Source organism: Rhodococcus sp. NPDC057529 (genome assembly GCF_042802055.1).
Taxonomy (GTDB): domain Bacteria; phylum Actinomycetota; class Actinomycetes; order Mycobacteriales; family Mycobacteriaceae; genus Rhodococcus_F.
In genome coordinates this window covers 470,767-492,668 of record NZ_JBHVEY010000004.1, presented here as the reverse complement: position 1 = coordinate 492,668, position 21,902 = coordinate 470,767, and the positions used below count along the sequence as shown (strand labels likewise).

At 67.1% G+C, this 21,902-nt stretch carries 17 protein-coding genes; 1 reads left to right on the top strand and 16 read right to left on the bottom strand.

Going from position 1 to position 21,902, the window contains the following annotated elements; genetic code table 11:
- Positions 1-7 precede the first annotated feature (7 nt).
- From ACFU5V_RS10635 to ACFU5V_RS10620, 4 genes are all read right to left on the bottom strand, one after another.
- Positions 8-1,156 (bottom strand): acyl-CoA dehydrogenase family protein, encoded by a 1,149-nt coding sequence (locus tag ACFU5V_RS10635; RefSeq protein WP_378698975.1) that lies wholly within the window; start codon positions 1,154-1,156, stop codon positions 8-10.
- 48 nt (positions 1,157-1,204) lie between these two features.
- Positions 1,205-2,395, bottom strand: coding sequence for a CaiB/BaiF CoA transferase family protein (locus tag ACFU5V_RS10630; RefSeq protein ID WP_378698973.1), 1,191 nt, complete (start codon positions 2,393-2,395; stop codon positions 1,205-1,207).
- Entirely contained in the window at positions 2,392-3,711 is a 1,320-nt protein-coding gene (locus tag ACFU5V_RS10625; protein WP_378698970.1) for an MFS transporter, read from the bottom strand. The genes ACFU5V_RS10630 and ACFU5V_RS10625 overlap by 4 nt, the downstream gene beginning before the upstream one ends.
- Positions 3,712-3,896: 185 nt before the next feature.
- Positions 3,897-4,898 (bottom strand): LysR family transcriptional regulator, encoded by a 1,002-nt coding sequence (locus ACFU5V_RS10620; RefSeq protein ID WP_378698967.1) that lies wholly within the window; start codon positions 4,896-4,898, stop codon positions 3,897-3,899.
- A gap of 119 nt (positions 4,899-5,017) precedes the next feature.
- Here ACFU5V_RS10620 and ACFU5V_RS10615 point away from each other — a divergent pair, with 119 nt between their 5' ends.
- Positions 5,018-5,674, top strand: coding sequence for a histidine phosphatase family protein (locus ACFU5V_RS10615; RefSeq protein ID WP_378698965.1), 657 nt, complete (start codon positions 5,018-5,020; stop codon positions 5,672-5,674).
- Here the strand turns inward: ACFU5V_RS10615 and ACFU5V_RS10610 are convergent.
- The 12 genes from ACFU5V_RS10610 to ACFU5V_RS10555 form a co-directional block, all read right to left on the bottom strand.
- On the bottom strand, positions 5,661-8,345 hold the full coding sequence (locus tag ACFU5V_RS10610; RefSeq protein WP_378698963.1) for an AAA family ATPase: 2,685 nt from the start codon (positions 8,343-8,345) through the stop codon (positions 5,661-5,663). The genes ACFU5V_RS10615 and ACFU5V_RS10610 overlap by 14 nt on opposite strands.
- A gap of 23 nt (positions 8,346-8,368) precedes the next feature.
- Positions 8,369-9,595 (bottom strand): cytochrome P450, encoded by a 1,227-nt coding sequence (locus ACFU5V_RS10605; RefSeq protein ID WP_378698961.1) that lies wholly within the window; start codon positions 9,593-9,595, stop codon positions 8,369-8,371.
- Positions 9,596-9,606: 11 nt separating this feature from the next.
- Positions 9,607-10,623: a PDR/VanB family oxidoreductase gene (locus ACFU5V_RS10600; RefSeq protein WP_378698958.1), complete on the bottom strand. Its 1,017-nt coding sequence runs from the start codon at positions 10,621-10,623 to the stop codon at positions 9,607-9,609.
- 213 nt (positions 10,624-10,836) lie between these two features.
- Entirely contained in the window at positions 10,837-12,066 is a 1,230-nt protein-coding gene (locus ACFU5V_RS10595) for an acyl-CoA dehydrogenase family protein (protein ID WP_378698956.1), read from the bottom strand.
- On the bottom strand, positions 12,067-13,140 hold the full coding sequence (locus tag ACFU5V_RS10590) for a phosphotransferase family protein (RefSeq protein ID WP_378698954.1): 1,074 nt from the start codon (positions 13,138-13,140) through the stop codon (positions 12,067-12,069).
- Positions 13,141-13,148: 8 nt separating this feature from the next.
- Positions 13,149-14,195 carry an ABC transporter substrate-binding protein gene (locus ACFU5V_RS10585; protein WP_378698952.1) on the bottom strand — a complete coding sequence of 349 codons (1,047 nt, stop codon included), beginning with the start codon at positions 14,193-14,195 and terminating at the stop codon, positions 13,149-13,151.
- 144 nt (positions 14,196-14,339) lie between these two features.
- Positions 14,340-15,338 carry an NADPH:quinone oxidoreductase family protein gene (locus ACFU5V_RS10580; RefSeq protein WP_378699091.1) on the bottom strand — a complete coding sequence of 333 codons (999 nt, stop codon included), beginning with the start codon at positions 15,336-15,338 and terminating at the stop codon, positions 14,340-14,342.
- A gap of 20 nt (positions 15,339-15,358) precedes the next feature.
- A complete protein-coding gene (locus ACFU5V_RS10575; RefSeq protein WP_378433218.1) occupies positions 15,359-15,580 on the bottom strand; it encodes a biotin/lipoyl-binding carrier protein in 222 nt (73 codons plus the stop codon).
- 1 nt (position 15,581) lies between these two features.
- On the bottom strand, positions 15,582-16,958 hold the full coding sequence (locus ACFU5V_RS10570; protein WP_378698950.1) for an acetyl/propionyl/methylcrotonyl-CoA carboxylase subunit alpha: 1,377 nt from the start codon (positions 16,956-16,958) through the stop codon (positions 15,582-15,584).
- A 10-nt stretch (positions 16,959-16,968) separates the two neighbouring features.
- The gene (locus ACFU5V_RS10565; protein ID WP_378698948.1) at positions 16,969-18,507 is read right to left on the bottom strand and encodes an acyl-CoA carboxylase subunit beta; all 1,539 of its coding nucleotides are present in this window, start codon (positions 18,505-18,507) and stop codon (positions 16,969-16,971) included.
- A 20-nt stretch (positions 18,508-18,527) separates the two neighbouring features.
- Complete coding sequence (locus ACFU5V_RS10560; RefSeq protein ID WP_378698946.1) at positions 18,528-20,750, bottom strand: acetate--CoA ligase family protein; 2,223 nt, start codon at positions 20,748-20,750, stop codon at positions 18,528-18,530.
- 162 nt (positions 20,751-20,912) lie between these two features.
- The gene (locus tag ACFU5V_RS10555; protein WP_072937215.1) at positions 20,913-21,815 is read right to left on the bottom strand and encodes a LysR family transcriptional regulator; all 903 of its coding nucleotides are present in this window, start codon (positions 21,813-21,815) and stop codon (positions 20,913-20,915) included.
- Between the last annotated feature and the right edge of the window lie 87 nt (positions 21,816-21,902).

The following is a 21,902-nucleotide window of genomic DNA, read 5'->3' as shown; positions in this document are numbered from 1 at the left end:
GAGTTGCCTAGAGCCCCATCGATTTCGAGATGACGCTCTTCATGACTTCGCTGGTGCCGCCGAAGATCCGAGTGACGCGGGCATCGGCGTACAGTCGCGCGATCGGGTACTCGGTCATGTAGCCGTAGCCGCCGTGTACCTGCAGGCACTTGTCGATGACGCGGGCCTGCACCTCGGTGCAGAACAGCTTCACCTTGGCCGCGTCGGCGGGAGTGAGCGTGCCGGCGTCCAGCGCGATCAGCGCCTGGTCGACCAGCGCCTGCCCGGCCTGCAGTTCGGTCGCGCACTCGGCGAGCACGAATTTGGTGTTCTGGAAGTCGGCCAGCGGCTTGCCGAAGACGCGGCGTTCCTTGGCATAGTCGATCGCGAGGTTCACGGCGGCGGTCGCGGTGGCCAGACCGGTGATCGCGATCGACAGCCGCTCCTGCGGCAGGTTGTGGGCGAGCATGCCGAACGCCTGACCCTCCTCGCCGAGCAGGTTCCGGGCCGGCACGCGGACGTTGTCGAACGTCAACTCGGCGGTGTCGGACGACTTCATGCCGATCTTGTGCAGGTTCCGACCGCGAATGAAGCCGGGCATGTCGCCCTCGACGACCAGCAGCGACAGGCCCTTGCGGCGATTCTCGGGATCCTTCGAGGTGCGCGCCACCACGATCACCAGGTCGGCGTTGATGCCGCCGGTGATGAACGTCTTGTTGCCGTTGAGGACGTAGTCGTCGCCGTCGCGGACCGCGGTGGTGGTGACACCGGCCAGGTCGGAGCCGATGCCGGGCTCGGTCATCGCGATCGCGCTGACCAGGCCGCCGTCGGCGAAGCCGGGGAACCAGCGGTCGCGCTGCTCCTCATTGGCATACTCGAGAAAGTACGGCAGCACGGTGTTCAAATGCACCTGAAACCCGCCGAGTGAGGCTGCGGCGTAACCGATCTCCTCGTAGACGACGGTGTTGAACAGGAAGCTGTCGATACCACCGCCGCCGTACTGCTCGGGCACCTGCAGTCCGTTGATCCCGATCTCTGCCGTCTTCTTGTAGAAGTCGCGGGGGATGGAGCCGGCGGCCTCCCAGTCGGGCAGGTTCGGGGTGATCTCCTTGGCGATGAACTGGCGGACCACATCACGGAAGGCATGGTGGTCGTCGGTGAAGATGGTGCGTTGCATGAAGATTCCTCAGATATTTATCGGTACAGGTGGGGATCGACGACGGATTCAGCGGCCGAGCGCGACGACGCCGTCGGCGGCCAGCGCATCGAGCGCGTCGGTCGGGTAGCCGAGTTCGGCGATCAGTTCGGCGGTGTGCTGCCCCAGGTCGGGCGCACCCGTGGTCGGGAGCTTCGGGACGCTCTCGAGGTGCCACGGCGTGCCCAGAGCGGTCGCCGGCACGCCGTCGGGGCGGCTGACCTCGATGAAGAGCCCGGAGGCCTGGACGTCGGGACTGCGCATCGCCTCGGGGTAGGTGTTGATCCGCCCGGCGACGACACCGTTGGCGGCGAGTACGTCCATCGCCTCGTCGCTCGTCATGGTCACGAACGCGGCGCGCAACTCGGTGAGCAGGGCGGGGCGGTTGCGGACCCGGCTCTCGTTGTCGGCGAACCGGGCGTCGTCGGCGAGTTCCGGTCGGCCCAGCAGTCGGCACAGCCGTCGGAAGTGGACCTCGGAGTACGCGGAGACCACGACGCTGCCGTCGCTGGTGGGCATGATGTCGGCGGCCGGAGCGACCGTCGGCTGACCGTTGCCCATGCGCCGCGGTTCGGTGCCGGTGTCGAGGTAGGCGCCCCAGTTCGGGGTCTGCAGATGAATAGCGACCTCGAGCAGCGACACCTCGACGGTGTCGCCCTCGCCGGTGCGCAGGCGCCTGATGTACGCGCCGAGGATTGCCTGGGCGCAGACGTAGCCGGTGGCGGCGTCGACGATCTGGGCACCGACCTTCTGCGGCTCGCCGTCGTGCTCGCCGGTCACCCACATCAGGCCGCTCTCCGCCTGCGCGGCGATGTCGAGTCCGGCACGATTCCTGGACGGTCCGTGCAGGCCGAACCCGCTCACCGTCGCGTACACGAGGTGCGGATGCGCGGTGCGCATCTCGTCCGCGCCCAGACCGAGCTTGTCCATCACCCCGGGGCGCAGATTCTGCACCACGATGTCGGCGCCGGCGATCAGCCGGCGGGCGATCTCCTGACCGCGCGGGTCCTTGAGGTCGAGCGCGATTGCCCGCTTGCCGCGGTTGTAGTTCTCCACCATGGCTTTACCGTGCGCGCCGATTCCGCGCGCGGACTCGCCGTGCACCGGTTCGACCTTGATCACGTCGGCGCCGAGGTCCACGAGGACCTGGGTGGCGGCGGGGGCAGCGATGAATTGTCCGAAGTCGATGACGCGGACGCCGTCGAGAGGCTTGTCGATCATGCGGTCTCCTCGGCACGCCGGCGGATGAGGGTGATGTCGCGTTCGGGGTTGACCAGGAACACCGCGATCGCACTACCGACGATCATCAGGATCCCGCTGATCAGGAAGCCGGTGCCGTAGCCGGAGACCTTGTCGGCCGCCCGCCCGACCGAGTAACCGAGTACGAGTGGTGCCACCATGCCGGAGATGCTCGACACCGCGCCGAGGCCACCGAGGACCATGCCGCGCTTACGGGACTGCACGACGTCCGCGATTGCGGTCAACGCCACGCCGTACGCCGCGGTGTTGAGCGAGAAGGCCAGGGACACGAGCAGAATCTGCAGCAGTCCGGCCGACACGATGGTGAACCCGACCATGGTGATGCCGGCGCCGGCGATCAGGCCGGCCGACAGGTAGCCGCGCGCAACCTTCCGGGAGACGCCGCGGGAGACGAGGCGATTCGAGAACCATCCGGCGGCGATCGCACCGACCGCCGCGAGTCCGTAGGGAAGCATGACCAACCGACCGGTGGTCAGGGTGTCGTAGCCGAGGCCGTCTTCCAGATAGACGGGAAGCCAGGACACCTTGAGCGTGGTGGACCAGTACGAGCAGAACATCAACAGCGCGATCCCGATCACGGTCCCGGTGCGCAGGATCGTCCGGTACGGGGCGTCGACGGTGTCGACGACGGTTTCGGTTGCCTGGGCCGGCTCGGCGGTCTCGCCGGGTGCGCCGCGTCCGAGGACGATCCAGGCGACCATCCAGACCAGACCGACCGTGATCAGGAGATAGAACGCGGCGTGCCAGTCCCAGCTGACGATGATCCAGGTCAGCACGGGGGCGGCGATGAGGACGCCGAGTGAGGATCCGGCGGTGACGAAGCTGCTCGGCAGGGCACGCTTCTCCGGCGGGAACCAGGAGTGGACGGCGTGGTTGGCAAGGGCGAAGGCCGGGCCCTCGGCGAACCCGAGGATCAGCCGGCAGGCCACCAGGACGCCGAAGGTCACGGTGCCGGTCAGGGGCACCATGGTGGCTACCCAGAGCAACATCAGTCCGGCCAGCAGCCATCGGATACTCACCTTGGACGACAGCCAGCCGAAGAACAGAGCGCCGGCGGCGAACAGCCAGAAGAAGCTGCTCTGGATCATGCCGAACTGTTGCGGCGTCAGGCCCAGATCCTTCTGGATCTGGACGCCGGCGAACGCGATGACGGACTTGTCCGCGAAATTGATGAGCATGAACACGACGAGCAGTCCGGTAATCATCCAGGCGCGCCGGGTCAGCGCCGATCCGGTACGCCGGGACGCTGCGGTGGTCGGCGTCGATACTTGAGTCATAGGGCCTCTTCGGAAACGAACCGTCGCGACGTGTCTGCACGGCGTGAACCAGTCCGGACGGATCTCGAATACGACCTTCGATCGATCCGGATCCCGTCGCAACGGTGTGATCAGGTGCACACCATTGAAGTCCCGAGTATCGATCGGGTCAAAGACCAGAAAAGTAGGAGAAATACTGCAATTGCCTATGAGTTCGTGGCGCGCGCGTTGTCGTCGCGAATCCGGCGGTCGAACTCGGCCCGCGTCAGCTTCGCGGCCTCCACGAGGGAAACACCCGAGGACATGAGCGCGGCGATGGACGTGGCGAACTCCTCGAACGACGCGCGGGCGCAGGCCAGGAACTCCGTGGACGCCTGGGTCATCCGGCCGGGACGGCGGATCACCCCCATCCGCCGGGTGAGCCGCGGCGAGAGTTCACGCACCACCCCGCCGCGCAGCATCGCGTCGAGTCCGCTGCGCAGGGCCACGATCGACACCCCGCCGCCCGCGAGAACGATCGGCAGCACGGCACCACGCTGACGCACCTCCACCGCGACGTCGGGTTCGACGCCGCGCCGCCGTAGTGAGCGGTCGATGAAATCCCGCGTTGCCGTGCCTTTTTCGCCCATCACGAACGGAACGCGGGTCAACGCCTCGATCGGCACCGGGTCCGGCCACCGGGCGTCGGTGCCGGGCGGACACACCAGGACGAGCTGCTGATCGATGAGTTCCTCCCCGACGAGATCCTCGGTCGGCAGGGGCAGCGCGAGAATGCCCAGCTCGCACGCCCCCGACCGGACCAGCGTCACGATGTCGGCGGTCTCGTCCCGTTCCTCGATGTGGAACCGCACGTCGGGATACTGCCGGCGGAACTTGGCGACCCACACCGACAGCGGATCCGAGGACAGGTCCGAGAGCGAGGCGATGTCGATCCGGCCGCCGCGCATCGCCCCGACGTCGCGCACGGCGTTCTCGGCCGATTCCACCTCCCGCAGGATGCTGCGTGCCGGGCCGACGAGCGCCTCACCGGCAGGCGAGAGCACGAGGCCGCGGCCGACGCGATGGAACAACTCGACGCCCAAGTCCTTCTCGAGCTTGCGCACCGCCTGCGACAGCGACGGCTGCGCCACACGCAACTGCGCTGCGGCGCGGGTGACCCCGCCGCAGTCGACTACAGCGAGGAAGTACTCCATCTGCCGCATGTCCATCCTCTGAATCTAGAGGTACCGGCACCGTGGCGGGCGGCCGATAGGGATCTCCCGACAGTGTGCGGCGACCGGCCGAGAAGGGTATGCCGCGGGTGGTCGGGTGAACTACCGTGCGCCGCATGAGTGTTGTCCTTCTGGTCCGTCACGGGCAAGCATCCTTCGGCACCGACGACTACGACCGCCTGTCGCCTCGCGGCCGGGAACAGAGCCGCGCCCTCGGCACCGAACTGAGTCGTCGCGGCATCGCTCCCGCCCGGACGGTCACCGGAAACATGAAACGCCAACGAGAGACGGCTCAGGAGGCAAGCACGGCCGCCGCCTGGCACACGACGCACCCCGACGTGGATCCGGGCTGGGACGAGTTCGACGCGAGCGATCTGCTGGCTGCCAGCGGTGAGCACGATCCGCGGGCGAAGACGGATTCGCGCGCCTTCCAGCGGCTGCTCGAGCGGGCGTCCACACGGTGGTCGTCCGGTGACCACGACGCCGACTACGCCGAGACGTTCGGTGCGTTCACGGCCCGGGTCGACACGTCCCTCGACCGGGTCGCCGGAGGACTCGACCGCGGGCAGACCGGTGTCGTCTTCTCCAGCGCCGGTGCGATCGCCTGGGTGACCGCCCGGCTGCTGGGCGGCGGCTTCCCGCAATGGCTCGCCCTGAACAGGGTCGCGGTCAATTCCGGCGTCACGAAGATCGTGATCGGCTCGTCGGGGACGTCCCTCGTGGCGTTCAACGAGCACGGTCATCTCCCGGACCCCTGGGTCACCTACCGGTGAGACTGTCCGCCCGCTCGTGGGCCACGATCAGCTCGACCCGCGAGGTGTAGCCGGTCTTCTTGTAGAGCCGGGTGAGGTAGGCCTCGACGGTCTTGCTGCTGTAATGGAGAACGTCGGCGATCTCCCGGTTGCTGAGGCCGTCTCGGACCAGCGTGACGAGGTGACGTTCCACATCGGTGAGAGGTCCGGGTGCCCCCGCCGTGTCGGCACGTCGGCCGAGGACGAGTCCGCGCGACCGGCCGGCGGCCTCCACCCGCTTCAGCCACAGCGTCGCGTCCATCTTCTGGAACAACGCCCACGCGGCCTCGAGGTGATCGGCGACGTCCGGACCGACGACGCCCAGCGCGTGATGGGCCTGCGCCGCGATGTAGTGCATGTTCTGCGCCTCGGCCTCGAGAAGCACGTCGCGAGCCGGGTCCGCCTCACCGAAGCTGAGGGCACGGCCGATGCCGGATGCCATGCGCGCCCTGGGCGTACCGACGTTCTCCGCGTGGCGGCAGAAGTCGTCCGCGCCGCGCCGCGCGGCCTCGATCTCTCCGCGAGCGAGGTAGCCCTCGACCAGACTCGTGTGGGTGATGGTCCCGACCTCGTTCCAGCCGCGGGCTCCCGCTTCCGACCGCAGTCGCTCCAGGATCGGGATGGCGTGCTCGATCCGGGACCTCGACACCTCGACCGAGGCCTGCACCGCCTGCCAGATCGCGAAGTCGATCCGGCAGGAGGCCGGCGGCTTCGTCGCTGCCAGCACGGACACGGCACGCCGGAAATCACCGCGGCCCGTGAGGATCTGGACTTCCACGCCACGCAGGCGAGCCAGAGTGCTGCGCATACCCGAGAACTCGAGATGGACTGCCTCCCGGGCGATCGTCTCGGAGGCCGCGGTCCATTCGCCGGCCGTGAACTCGGCGAGCGCGCGGGCCAGTGCGGCTTGCCCGCCCAGGTTTGCGGATCCGGCGAGTCCGGCGGCTTCCCCCGCTGTCGTCAGCAGCGCGTTCGCGCGATCGGTCGCGCCGGCTGTTGCGGCGTGGTGCGCTGCCGACTCCAGGGCACCGGTGCGCGTGCCCGCCGGGACTTCCTGCTCGCCGGTCCCGAGGATCTCGAGCTGATCGACGGCCTCGCGCGCGTTCGGGAACGTGCCGACGGCGGCCTCGACCTGACCGAGGTACGTGTAGGCGACGACCTGGGCCGCCGGGGTCGACTCGCGCACCTGTGACCACGCCGTCGCGGCCAGGACGCGCGCCTGATCGGTGTCACCGAGGCGCGCCGACATCGCCGCGCGCTGCGCGAGGTAGGGCGTCGGGTCTCTCGCCTGCCCCGCCTCGGCGACCAGTAGGTCTGCGGCGCTCTGCGGATCGCCCATCGCGTTGTGGCAGTGCACGATCGTCGCCACGGTGCGGTCGCGGGAACGGCCCGCGCCGAGCACACCGAGCGCTTTCCTGCCTGCGTCGATTGCCAGGGCCGGTCGCGCACCCTTCCAATACGCCGCGGACTGCCGTCGAAGTATCTCGCCGGCGGCGGCGTCCGAGCGTGGCAGCAGATCCAGCGCCCGGCCGTACCAGCGAGCAGCCACGCGCGGCGACGTGCGCATCGCTCGATCGGCGGCGCGCACCGCCACGGTGACCGCGGCGGTGTCGCCGCGCGCCGCGCCCTCCGTGACGTGTCGGGCGCGCTCGCGGGCCGGCATGCCCAACTCGCTGTCCGCGATCCACGCCGCAATCGCAGCATGGACGCGGCGGCGCTCGGCCGGGCCTATTTCGTCGTAGAGCAGCTCACCGACCAGTGGGTGGCGGAACTCGTACCATCCGGACCCCGTTGCCACGAGTTCACCGCTCGAGACCAGTGAGTCGAAGACGGCCCGGACCTCGCCCAGCGACCTCTCGGCCAGTTCGGCGAGGAGTGGGAGGTAGTCCAGATCCACCCGGCCGAGCGCCGCGACCAGACGACCCAGCGCGCGGAGAGCGGGGTCCCGGGGAAACATTCGGTGGAGCAACGCCGCGGGACGCGGGAGCTGCGGCGGGGAATCATCGACCAGGTAGGCGGTTCCCTGCTCGGACCGGACTGCACCCGCAGTGTGCAACGCGTTCAGCGTTTCCCGGACCAGCAGCGGGTTCCCCCGCGTCCGCTCGGTCAGGTAGCCGGTCAGTCGTTCGTCGGGCGCAGCTCCGAGGACCGACTCGACGAGGGTGCCGAGGGCATGCCCCTCGACCGAGTGACGCTCGAGAACAGTTTGCTCCTGTTCGCTCACGAGGGGGCCGATCGCCGCGAAGAGACGTTCGCCGGTCATCCACGGCCGGGTCCGCGAGGCGAAGATCACGAGGAGCGGGCGGCCCGCCAGATGCCGTGCGGCGAGGGTCACGGCGACGAGGCTGTCCTCGTCCGCCAGGTGCGCGTCGTCCACGGCCACGACGACCGGCGACGAAGCCGTCATCGACTGCAACAGCACCGTCACACTGTTCGGATCGCTCGACACCGTGCTGTGGCCGAGGGCTCCCAGGAGAGTGCGCACCGTCGCATACGGGATGTCGCGGTCGTACTCGTGCGCCGCGGCGTACAGGCAGGACCAACCACGCCTGCGGGCCGCGTCGAGCGTGCTCCGCAGGAGGTGTGTCTTACCGGTGCCTGCCTCACCGTGAATCAGGTACGTCGAACCGGCACCGGCACTCAATCGTTCCATGGCGCAGTCGAACACGAACTCGCTCACAACATCTGGGCGAGACTCAGCCGAAGCGGCATGGCCTTCCATCCTCGCAGCGTGTTGTTGTGATAGCGACGTACGGGTGCCGCGAGTTCGATGCACGTCACGCGGGTCACGAGTACCTCGAGCAGGCACTCGGCCTGCAGACGCGCCGCGTGCTGCCCCACGCACTGGTGGATGCCCATCCCGAAGGCCACGTGCCCCGAGGGATCACGCGAGAGGTCGAACCGGTCGGGGTCGTCCCACCTGCGCGGGTCACGATTCGCCGCGGCGTAGCACAGCAGCACCCGCGTCTCGGCCGGTATGACGGTCCCGGAGATCTCGACGTCGGCCGACGTCTTGCGGAACAACATCTGGACGGGAGACTCCCAGCGCAGCGCCTCGTCGAACGCGACTCGGGCGAGGTTGGGGTTCTCGCGAAGCGCCGCCCACTGATCGGGATGGGTGGCGAACCCGTAGAGCATCGCAGAGAGACCGTAGACGGTCGTGTCGACACCTGCCGACAACAGCGAACGCGTGAGGAGCGGCGCCAGTTCGTGCATGATGTCGCCGCGATCGGCGGCCGCCCAGATCTCGCTGCCGAATCCTCCGGGTTTCAGTGACTCGCGGGCACACTTCGCCGTGGCCCATTCCGCCAGCGCCTCGCTCCGGCACTCCCCCTGCAGGACTCGTTCGTTTCGCGGCCCCAGGGCATTGAAGATGTGATCGGCGTAGGGAACGAGATTCTCCCGCTGCTCCTCGTCGATGCCGGACGCGTCGGGAAAGAAGTTCACCGGAAACTTGGCCGCGATGTCGTTGTATCCGTCGATCTCGATCGCGTCCCCGGCAGCCGCGCCACCGAGCAGGTCGTCGATCAGCGTCTCGGCCTGCCGGGTGCAGGCGTCCTTCATCGCACGCAATGCTCGTGCGGACAGAATCGACTGCAGCACCTCGCGGGGTGCGTCGTGCTCGGGTGGGTCGGTCTGAAGCAGTCCCCGCGCCCGCCAGGGCTCGTTCAGACCGACTCCGGAACCGGAGGTCATGCCCTGCCAGTTCGAGAGCGCGCTGTGGACCTCGTCGTAACGCCCGACGGCGTGGACGTTGTACCGGGGCAGGAAGACGACGGGCCCGGATTCACGCAGCCGCTCCTGGAACGGCAGCGGGTTCTCGAGCGTTTCCGACGAGAAGGGGTCGTCGTCGAGGGACGGGGCTGTCGAACCCTGCCGTCCGGTGGTATCCGTAATCGACACTGTCAACCTTCCTAGAGATCCAGCACGAGTCGTTCGGTGATCGAACGTGACACACAGACGAACATCCGGTCCCCCTTGGCGCGTTCCGCGTCGCTCAGGAGTGAATCCCGATGATCCGGAACACCGCCCACGACGCCGACTTCACATGTGCCGCAGACTCCCTCGTTGCACGAGGACAACACCGGGACGCCGGCGGCGTCCAGTGCCTCGAGAACGGTCTGTTCGGTACCGACGGTGACGGTCCTGCCGGAGTGGGACAGTTCGATCGTGAAGGGTTCGGTGCGGACCGGTGGCGGCTGCGAAGGCGCCACGAACCGCTCGAACCGGACGGCCCACCCGGGCCAGTTCGCGGACGCGGATTCGACCGCCGCCAGCAGGGGCTCGGGACCGCAGCAGTAGACCTTTGCCCCGTCCGTCGGCTCCTCGAGGAAATCGAGCGGCAGGTGACCCGATTCGTCCTGCGGCCACACCGTGACGCGGTCTCCGTATCGGGCCAGTTCGCCGAGGAAGGCCATGGAACGACGTGACCGGCCACCGTAGAGCAGGTGCCAGTCGATACCCAGTTTCTCTGCTGCGGCGATCATCGTCATGATCGGCGTGATCCCGATGCCGCCGGCGATAAATTCGTATCGGCTCGCCTGTGCCAGACCGAAATTGTTCCGAGGGGTGCCGACACTGAGCATGTCCCCGACGGCCAGATTCTCGTGAATGAACTGCGATCCGCCCTGGGAGTTCGGCTCCCGCAACACGGCGACCTCGTAGGCGGAGGCATCCCACCGGTCGCCGCACAACGAGTACTGCCGCACCTGGGAACCACCGTCCACGGTCGGCATGACCAGGTCGATGTGCGCGCCGGGCGTCCAATGCGGGAGCCGTCCACCGGTCGGCTCCTCGAGCCGCAGTTTCACGACGCCGTCTGCCACGACGTCCTTCCGCGCGACCTCGAGCGTCTGATTTCCGGGTCGCCGCGTGACCGGCGATGCGGGCGAGGACGAGTCGGCACCATGCTGAGCAAGATGATTTGGCACGTCATGATCATGCGCGGGTCCTGCTGGTGAGATCAATGTCTCACTCACTATCAAGGCGATAGCCACAGTCGCCTCCCGAACGGGCCCTGCACACGACAGTGTCCCCCTCACCCGGGTTACGGGTGAGGGGGACACGGGTGGGCCGTCACGGCGACACCGACTCGCTTCGTGGGCGAGCGGAGCCGCACGTCTCAGCGGTAATCGACCGAGCGGTCAGGCACTGCGTCGTGCGGCCTGGCGGCGAAGTTCATTGCGCGCCAGCGCGTTCTTGTGCACCTCGTCGGGTCCGTCCGCGAACCGCAGCGTGCGGACATACGCCGCTGCCGGAGCGAGGAAGTAGTCCTGGGACAGTCCGCCGGCGCCGTGAACCTGGATTGCCTTGTCGATGATCCATTCGACGGTCGACGGAGTGGCGATCTTGATGGCCTGGATCTCGGTGTGGGCGCCCTTGTTGCCCACCGTGTCCATGAGCCACGCCGTCTTGAGGACCAGCAGGCGCAACTGCTCGAGACGGACCCGCGATTCGGCGATCCAGTCGCGAATCACGCCCTGTTGGCTGAGGGGCTTGCCGAACGCCACACGGTCGTCGGCCCGCTCGCACATGAGTTTGATCGCCCGCTCCGCGATACCGATGGCGCGCATGCAGTGATGGATCCGGCCGGGTCCCAGCCGGGCCTGGGCGATCCCGAAGCCGTCGCCCTCGTTGCCGATGAGATTGGCAACCGGAACCCGCACGTCGGTGAACCCGATCTCGGCGTGTCCCCCGCTGTGATGGTCGTCGTAGCCCAGGACTTTCATCGCACGTTCGATGTGGACGCCGGGGGTGTTCCGCGGCACCAGGATCATGCTCTGCTGGCGGTGCCGGTCGGCCGACGGATCCGTCTTGCCCATCACGATCAGGATCTCGGCGTTGGGATTCATCGCACCGCTGATGTACCACTTGCGGCCGTTGATCACGTAGTCGCCGCCGTCGCGAACGATACTGGTGGAGATGTTGGTGGCGTCCGACGACGCGACGTCGGGCTCGGTCATGGCGAAGGCCGAACGGATCTCGGCCTCGAGCAACGGGGTGAGCCACTCCTTCTTCTGCTGCTCGGTGCCGAACATCGACAGCAGTTCCATGTTGCCGGTGTCGGGGGCCGAACAGTTCAGCGCCGCGGGAGCGAGGAGTTTGCTGCGGCCGGTGATCTCGGCGAGCGGTGCGTACTGCACGTTCGTCAGCCCGGCCCCCTCGGCCCCGGGGAGGAAGAGGTTCCACAGCCCACGGCTGCGTGCCTCGGCTCTCAGCTTCTGCAGGATCGGCGACTCCGACCACGCGAAGCGGTTCCCGAGGCCGTCCAGCTCATCCAGGTACGCCGCCTCGGCCGGGTAGACGTGCCCGTACATGAAGTCGACGAGTTCCTTGCGCAACTCGTCGGTCCGGGCGTCTGTCGAGAATTCCATCTACTTGTGCTCCTTCAGTGAGTCGAGCCCGAGTTCGAGCAGCAACGGCACAGTGCTGCCACTGTCCTCGAAACCCGCACCCACGGTTTGACGATTGATGTGCCGATACCGGACGCCCTCGGAGATCGCGGCGAGCTTGAAACAGGCCAGACCGAGGTGGAAGCCGAATCCCTCCAGTTCACGGCCGCTCTCGGTTTCGTAGTGTTCGATGATCTGCTTCTCGGTGAGGTAGCCGGGTGCCAGCGTCGCGTCGTACTTCGCCGGTTCCGTCGTCTCCCGTTCGGCCACGATCTTCGCTCGCCGCTGATAGGTGAGCATCAGGGCCAGGTCCAGAAGCGGGTCGCCCAGCGTCGCCAGCTCCCAGTCGATGACGGCGGCAGGCAGGTCGTCGGCGCCGACGAGCACGTTGTCCAGGCGGAAATCGCCGTGGACGATGCCCGCGGCCGACTTCGTGGGGACAGCCGCGACGAGTGCCGTGTAGAGCTCGTCGGCGCCGGGGAGATCGCGGGTGTAGGACGCGTCCAGCTGCGTCTTCCAGCGTGTCACCTGCCGCCCCAGGAAGCCCTCGGGACGACCGAAGTCGTTCAGGCCCACCTCTCCCGGTTCTACCCGGTGCAGCGTTGCCAGTGTGCGCACCAGCTCGACGGAGATGGCTCGCGTTCGAGCTGCGCCGAGTGGTCTGAGCTCGTCGGCGTACCGATAGGGCACGCCCTCGATCCGCTCCATGAGGTAGAAGTCGGTGCCGAGAACGTCTTTGTCGTCGCAGTAGGCGATCATCGCCGGCACGGGGACGTCGGTGGTTCGAAGTGCGCCGGCCATTCGGTACTCCCGGCGCATGTCGTGAGCCGTCGCCATGACCTCGCCCAGTGGCGCACGACGCACGATCCACTGGTTCTCACCGTCGGAGAGGTCGTAGGTCAGATTCGATTTCCCGCCCTCGATCAGCCGGGCCGACAGTTCCCCTGCCACCAGCCCCGGTCGCTCCCCGGCCAGCCACTCGGTGATTCGATCGAGATCCAGCCCGGGCGGGGATTGGGGACGCGTCGGGGCGGCACCTGTTCGTGTGTACTCCATGTGAGACCTCACGCCCGTGCGAAGGCGGGGACTATCTGCTCGTAGCTGATAGCGCCTTCCTTCGCGTTTCCGAAGCGGACGGCAAGGTCGATCATGTGGTCGACCTGATCCTTGGGCGCCTTGAACATCGGTTGCAATTTCGGCGCCACATCCTGCGCGTAGTGCTCGATGTAGGCCTTGGCGATTTCGGGTGCGTTGCCGTCGAAGGTGCCGGAGTTCAGGATTTCCGCTGCTTCGTCCTTGTGGGAGAGCATCCATTCGCTGCCCTCCGACTGTGCTCGAAGCCAGTTCTTCAGCACGTCCTCGTGCTCCTCGGCAAAACTTTCGCTGGTGGAAATGCAGACCACGGCCTGGTTGCGCAACGTCTCGGGCATCGACGGCCTGCCGAAGTCGAGCAGCACCGATCCGCCTGTCTCCCGGGCGATGAACAGCCCCGAGCTCCATTGGACCGACACGTAGCCGTCGAGTCGCCCGGCCTTCATGTTCGGGATGGCCGAGGCAGACGGGCCGACCGCCAGATGGGTGACGTCGGAGGATTGCATACCGGCCAGCTCGAGAGCGAGGTCCAGTTGCAGATCACCGCCCGCGCCGATGGCGCTCACCCCGATCGACTTGCCTTTCAGCGACTGCATCTTCTCTTCGAACGTCGCGTCTTCGCCGGGCCAATTGCCGTTCGGGCCGACGACGATCCCGTAGGTGGTGGACACGTTCTTCAGACCGATGATGACCGGTCGCTTGCCCTGTGTGCTGTTGGCGTGGGCACCCATCAGCAGCAGGGTGTCGGAGCTGTAGCCGTTGACAGCGCCCGCCGAGACGAGCTGTAGCGCCTGCACACCGCTCTGCGGGGTGATGAACTTCGGAACGTCGAGGTTGTTCCTGGCGAAGTCGTCGTTGGCAAGATTCACCGCATCGAGGAGAAACGTGTCACCCGGAAACGACCCGATGGTGAACTTGGCGGCCCGGCCCGAGGCACCGGCGCCCGGCCCGCCCCCGCAGGCCGCGAGCAACGAGGTGGCGCCGACCGCCGCCGTGCCGAGACCGAGATACTTCAACATCGACCTTCTCGAGATGGTGCTGTCCAATGCCCGCAGTTCTCCGAAGGGCGAGTCACCTTGCTTCGACCCAAACATTCGTACTCCTAGTGATCAGTGCATGCCTGGTGGCCTGCCGATGTGCTGCCCCCGGTTTCCGCAAACTGGCTACCGGCCGATCCCGGTGTGCTCCATCACCACTCGGCCGACGGTCTTTCCGTCCCCCAGGCTCTGCAGGGCTGCAGGCACTGCGTCCATCGAGACCCGTTGGCTGACGAAGGGATCGATGGCTCCGGAGTCCGCCAACGTGCACAGTTCCTGGTGGCATCGATCCACCGCGTCAGGATTCTTCGTGTTGTAGAGCCCCCAGTGAATCCCCAGGATCGAATAGTTCTTGACCAGCGCGTGGTTGAGCGCCGCGGTCTGGATCTCGCCGCCCGCGAAGCCGACGACCAGAATCCGCCCCTCGAACGCAATGCATTTCGTCGAACGGTGGTAGACGTCGCCTCCCACCGGGTCGTAGACGACGTCGGCGCCTCTGCCGTCGGTGAAGTCCTTGACGACCCCGACGAAGTCCTCCCGCCTGCGGTCGACGACGACATCGGCACCGAGTTGCCGGGCGTAGGCGGCCTTCTCCTCGCCGCCCACGACACCGACGACCCGGGCACCGGCGGCCTTGCCGAGCTGGATGGCCGCGCTGCCGACACCGCCGGCGGCCGCGTGCACCAGAAGGGTCTCCCCCTCCCGGATCCTAGCCAGCCGATGCAGCCCGAACCAGCCGGTCTGATACCCGATGAACAGGCAGGAGGCCTGCGCGTCGTCGAGTGAAGCCGGCGCCGGATGGGTCGTGCTCTGGTCCATGAGGGCGTACTCGGCGAATCCGCCGTAGGGAAGGGTGGTCAGGCCCAGCACCCGGTCGCCGACCGCTGCCCGCACGACGTCCGGCCCGACCGCGACGACCTCGCCGCAGACTTCACGTCCGGGGGTGAAGGGCAGGTCGGGGCGCACCTGGTACTTGCCACGGCACATCAGCACGTCCGGGAAGTTGGCTGCGCCCGCCAGGACCCGCACGAGGACCTGCCCTGCACCGGGTTCGGGAACATCACCTTCGACGAGGTGGACGACGTCGATCGGTTCGCCGAGTTGCGCGACCGACCACGATTTCATGCGGCGGGGAATCGATGTGTTCATGCCGTCTCGAATTCGACGAGGGGCTGACCGGACGCGACGCTGTCGCCCTCGGCGACGTGGACTGCCACGACCGTGCCTGCATCTTCGGCGAGGATCGGGATCTCCATCTTCATGGCTTCGAGAATCATCAACGTCGCCTCCTCCTCCACCCGGTCACCCGGTGCGACGAGGATCTTCCACACGTTGGCACCCATATCCGACTGAATCGTCTCCGACATCTCACGCACTCCTTCCGGCCAAGTTCTTCTGTCTCCGTTGGATCTTCTCGACCACACCGGTGTCGTAGCGCCCGCTCGTGAACTCCTCCGAGCCGAGCACGTGTTCGAGGAAGGGCTTGTTGGTGACGAGCCCCTCGATCACGAACTCCCTGCAGGCCGCGAGGGCGCGGGCGCGCGCCTCCTCACGGGTCGCGCCGAACGCGCACACCTTGGCCAGCAACGAGTCGAAGTGCGGCGTCACCTCGGTGCCCGCCGTATAGCCCGAGTCGACCCGGATACCGGGCCCGGTCGGCTCCTGCCACACGTCGATCGGCCCCGGGCGTGGGAAGAACCTCTTGGGGTCTTCCGCGCAGATCCGTAATTCGATCGCGTGACCGCGCGAGACGGGGGCGAAGCCGGGGGTGGTGGTGCCCGTCTCCGCGATGCTCAGCTGCTGCTCGACCAGATCGACACCGTGGGTGAGTTCGGTGATCGGGTGCTCGACCTGGATGCGGGTGTTCATCTCGAGGAATACGAAGTCGCCGGTGACGGCGTCGAGCAGGAATTCCACCGTACCCGCATTCCGATAGCCCACGGCCCGGGCGGCCGCGATCGAACTCTCGACGAGGCGGTTCCTCAGAACCGGATCCAGGTGCGGGGCCGGGCTCTCCTCGATGAGTTTCTGGTGACGTCGTTGCGTCGAGCAGTCCCGTTCTCCCAGAGCGACGATCGAACCGTCCTCCAGACCGAGGATCTGGATCTCGACGTGCCGCGCGGACGACACATACCGTTCGACGAAGACCCGATCGGAACCGAAGCTCCGCGCCGCCATCGACTTGGTGTTCTCGAACGCCTTGCGCAGGCCTTCTTCGTCGTGAGCAACGGCCATGCCGATTCCGCCGCCGCCGGCGGAGGCCTTCACCATCACCGGGTATCCGAGACGCCCTGCCTCCGCGACGGCTTCGTCGCCCGTCTCGAGCGCCGCGCCGACGTCACCGCTGATCGGCACACCGGCTGCGGCCACCACCCGGCGGGACTCGACCTTGTCGCCCATGACCTCGATGACCTCGGCACTCGGGCCGACCCACGTCAGTCCGGACTGGGCCACCAGCCGGGCGAAGTCGGCGTTCTCTGCCAGGAATCCGTAGCCCGGATGCACGGCGGTCGCGCCGGCTTGCTGTGCGATTCGCACGATCTGGGCGCCGTCGAGGTAGGCCTGCACCGGCGTGTCGCCCTCGAGCTGAACGGCGTGGTCGGCCTCTCCGATGTACGGCAGGTCCGCATCGACCTTGTGGTAGACCGCGACGGTGCGGACACCGAGCGTGTTGGCGGTCGAGATGATCCGCCGGGCGATCTCGCCGCGATTCGCGACCAGCAGGCAATCTGGATATGAGTTCATCACGTCGTCCTCAGTAACTCGTCGGCCAGGCGCGCAGCAGGTGCTCGCCGATGCCGTTGGTGCGGGCTCGGTAGTGGTCTTTCAGCGCACCGAGGATGAAGTCACGGGTCTCGGCGGGATCGATGACCTGTTCGACGCCGAAGACGCGTGCCACGTCGTACGCGGTAGTCCCCTTGGCCATCTCGGCGAGGCGCTGAGCATAGAGTTCCGGGTCGGATTCCGCGTCGACTCCGTGGACGACCGACACCGCGGACGTGGGATCCATGAAGCTCACCTCCGTGGACCACCAGCCTGCCGTCGTGTCGGCGGTCAGTCCGCCGCCCATGTTGATGTAGGCCTGGCCGTAGTTCTTGCGGAGCGTGACAGCGATCTTCGGCACGGTCACCAGGGACAGGGCGTTCATCCAGTTGATGACCTTGCCGGCGATCTTGTTCCGCTCGGCTTCCAACCCGATCAGGAATCCCGGCTGGTCGACGAGGAACACGACGGGAATGTTGTAGGAGTCGCAGAGAACCAGGAAGCTGGTCGCCTTGTCACACGCCGGACCGTCGAGCGCCCCGCCCTTGAACATCGGGTTGTTGGCGATGATGCCGACGCTCTGTCCACCGATCCGGACCAGCGAGGTGTCCAGACTCTTGCCGTAGCGTGCCTTGATCGGGAACACCGACCCGGTGTCGGCGACGATCTCGATGACCTTGCGCACGTCATAGGTCTGGGTGCGGGCCTGGGGAACGATGTCGTTGAGTTCGGCGGCACGCTCGCCGGATCCGGTCGGGATCGGCGCGACCGGCGGTGTCTCGCCGTTGTGCGAAGGCAGGTACGAGAGGAACCGGCGGATCAGTTCGATCGCTTCCTCGTCGGTGTCGGCGACGGCATCGGCGTAGCCGGTGACCTCGGCGTGTACCTTCCATCCTCCGAGCTCCTGGGCGTCGACTTGCTGCCCGGTGGCGCGGCTGACGAGTCCGGGGCTCGACACCGCCAGGACACTCCCCTTGCGGAAGACCGCGAAGTCGGCGGACACGGTGTGCCACGCAGCCGATCCAAAGCAGTATCCGAATGCGGCTGATGCCCAGGGACTTTCGCGCTGCCGGAGGAACCGCTTCTTGCTGTTGGCGGCGCCCATTCCGGTCCCGCCCATCGCGTCCGGCATCCGAACCCCGGTGGACTCCGACAGGTAGACCAGCGGCATCCCGACCTGAACGACGAGTTCCTTGAAATGGGACATCTTCTTGTTGCTCACCGGACTGCTCGACGACCCCTTGACGGTGAAGTCGTAGGCGATGACGGCTGCGCGCCGGCCGTCGACCTCACCGGTTCCGGTCACCTTGCCGTCCGCGGGTGTCTTGTCGCGATCGGCGTCGACGGCCGAGGTCGTGAACAACCCGCTTTCCCGGAAGGTTCCGGGGTCGAGCATCAACGCAATCCGCTCGCGGGCGTTGAGTGTGCCCTCGGCGCGCCGCTGCTCCAGCTTCTTCGGGCCACCCATCGCCAGCGCGGCTGCGCGGCGTTCTTCGTGCTCCTGCTCTCGGCTGAGTGTGGGTTCGGCCATCACTGTGTCCTGTGACATCTCTACTGCCTTCCGTCTGCGTCGCGTGACGCCTGGTATGTCCGCAGTCCCTGCTCGAGAACCGCCCGTGCGGCGAGGGCCGCGTCCTCGAAGGCGGGAAAGACCGGGATTCCGCGGCTGCGGGCGCGGTGCGCGTACGTCGTGATCAATGCCTCCGTCTCGGCGCTGCCGTCGGTCTTGAGCACGAGAAGCTGGTGGGTGTTCGATGTGGCTTCGTCGCGGGCGTCTGCGATCGAGTCGATGACGGTGCCGGTCACGTCGCCGTGGGTTTCCCCGAGGTTGCGCTGGATGATGCCCACGTTGAGGTGGGAGATCAGCACTGCGGACTCACTGCCGGCGAGCACCACCGCGAGTACGTCCTTCGCGATCGCACCGTTCTTGACGGCGAGCGTCCCCGCAGGCACGTCGATCGGGTTCCGCAGTCCGTTGCCCGGCGGCAGGCCCAGGCCGTCCAGTTCGTCGACCACGGAAGCGGCGAGTGGCGGTGTCGCCAGTCCCTGCCGCTCGAGTGCGTCGGCGCCGAGGACGCTCGCGCCGCCGCCGTTGCCGAACAGAACGGCATCGCGACCGTTCGGCTTGACCGTGAGGTCGAGCGTGGACAGGGCATGCAGGGCCGTCGCGAAGTCGTCGAGTGAATCGACGAGTGTCATTCCGGCCTGCCGCGCGATCGCGGGCCACAGTCGGTGATTTCCCGCGAGGGCACCGGTGTGACTGGTCGCCGCCCGCGAGCCTTCGCTGGTTCGGCCACCGGCGAGAAGCACTACCGGCTTGCGCATTTCGGCGCGGGTCAGCACGTCGAGCACCTCTCGTGCCGCCGCCAGCGACTCGAGGTACAGGCCGATGACACGGACCTCGTCGTTCCGGAGGGCGGATTCGACGAGCTCTGCAGCGGTGACGTCTGCGCCGTTCCCGATGCTGACCACGCTGTGAAAGTCGATGCCGCGCAACGATCCGACGCGCAGGATGTCGACACTCAGCCCGCCGCTCTGCGAGACCACAGCCGTCGTCCCCGGTGTCAGGGGAGCTTCGGGCACGAACGAGAGTCGACCGGCCGAGGCGTGTGTGCCCAGGCAGTTCGGGCCGATCAGCCGAATGCCCGCGTCGCGGACGGTCTGGACCAGGGTCGCCTCGAGATCTTTTCCTTCCTCGACCTCACCGAAGCCGCTGGAGATCACCTGGGCAAACCGAACTCGGCCGGCGCCTCGGCTCAGCGCCTCGCTGACACGGGTCGCAGGCAGCGCCACGAACGCGTAGTCGATCGGTTGATCGACCTCGGCCAGCGACCGCGCCGTGGGAAGTCCTTCGATGCTGTCCGCGGTCGGGTGTATCGGCACGATGGTGCCGTCGAACCCGCCGCTCAGAATGTTCCGGATGAACCGGTTCGCGAGATTCGGCCGCTGACCGCTCGCGCCGAGGACGGCGATCCTGCGCGGATGAAACAGCGGCGTGAAATCGGTGGCCCGGCCGTCATCGCTGTCGCCGGGTGCCGATCCGGTGTCTTCCACCGGACCGACGACGAAACGTGCGTCCACGGCCACTGCGCGTGTTCCGGAAACGATGACCGGGTTCAGGTCGATCTCGATCACGTCGTCCGGCAGCGACTGCAGCAGACCGTTCGGCCCGGCGAGTCGCGAGATCAGTGTCACCAAGGCAGGAATGTCTGCCTTCTCCCCACCGCGGGCTCCGTCGAGCACCTTCATGCCGCGCAGTTCGTGCAGCATGTCGAGGATTTGTTCGTTCGCGAGCGGTGCGAGACCGAACGCCACATCTTCGAAGATCTCGACCAGTACGCCGCCGAGGCCCACCATGACGGTCCAGCCCAGCCCCGGAGCCCGGACTGCTCCGACGATCACTTCGTGACCGGACGGCACCATTTCCTCGACGAGGAGGCCGTCCAAGCGGTGCCCGGCGGCGGCGAGCCGCTCGCCCATCCGTGCAGCGACGTCGTCGATCTCGTCGCGGCGCACCCCCACCCGGACGCCGCCGGCGTCGGACTTGTGGACGAGCGTGGACGAGATGGCCTTGACGACCAACGGCTCGCGAATGTCGTCGGAAATCATTTGGCCGACAGCAATTTCGATGCCCCGGGGGGTGTCGATCCCGAAGGTGGAGAGCAGGGATTTACCTTCCGCCTCCGTGAACATCGCCGATTCTCTTTCCCGTGCAACGGAAATGAGTTCGGCGACTGCGTCCCGGGTGCATGGCTGTGCTGTATCGACTGACACCTGAAGTTCCTCACTGAACGTCGGATCCGGCGGCGATCTCGCTCGCTCGGCACGTGTTTCAGTGTGGTCAGCCGCACACGGCTTGGGAAGGTCCGCAGCGTTGGCGGGGTGATACGGGTGCGCTATCGGGCCGTAGCCGACGTGTCCCGATCGACGACGCCGTCAGTAATTCTTGGCAGATTCCCGCAACAGGCCCAGGAAGGCCTGCACCGCCGACGTCCGCGCTTCGTCGTTCCGCACGATCGCGGAGATGCGGGCATGGGCCCACTCGAACGGGAGGGGCACGAGCGCGACGCCGTTGCCGCTCACCGTCGAGCTGAGAAGTGTGTTCGCCATGCAGATCCCGACGCCGGCGCGCACCATGTTCTGCGACGCTTCGGCGTTGTTGGTGGCGTAGACGATCCTCGCTTCGATTCCGTCGAGCAGCTGCTCGAAGGCGGTACGGAGGATGCTGGTCTCCGCCGGGAAGATCAGCGGCTCGCCCTCCAGGTCGGCGGCCTCGAAGCCGTCCTTGCTGGCGAGGCGGTGGTTCTCCGGTACCGCCAGCACCAGCCGGCCGGAGATCAGGTCGACGTGGTGCAGCAGGGCCTGCTCCGCCGGAATCAGATCGATTCCGGCCAGACGCGTCACCAGACCCACGTCGAAATGGCCGCTGAGGACGCCGCGGCTCACCATTCTCGACGGGCCTTCCTCCACCTCGAAGCGCACATTGGGAAAGTCGCTCAACAGGCGCTTGACCACCCCGGGAAGGATCGTCTGAGATCCCGCGGGCACCGTGCCCAGGCGGACGGTGCCGAGTTTCAGGCCGCCGATGGCGCTGGCCTCCTCGCGCATCAGGTGTTCGGCCTGAACGGCGGCGACCACGTGCGGCAGGATCCGTTCGGCCGCATACGTCGGCCGAACTCCCTTGGCACCGCGAACCACGAGCACGACGCCGAGGTCCTCCTCGAGCCGCTGCACCTGGTTGGTGATCGTCGGCTGCGAGATGTCGAGTTCCTTGGCGGCTTGACGGAACGATCCGGTCCGAAGCGCCGCTTCCAGATATCGCAACTGCTCGAATCTCATCGGTCTCCCTCGGTGCTGCCATGCGACGTGGCCCACATTACAGCTCGCCGGGGTCTCACCGAACTCGGCGTCGGGCTGTCGCAGCAC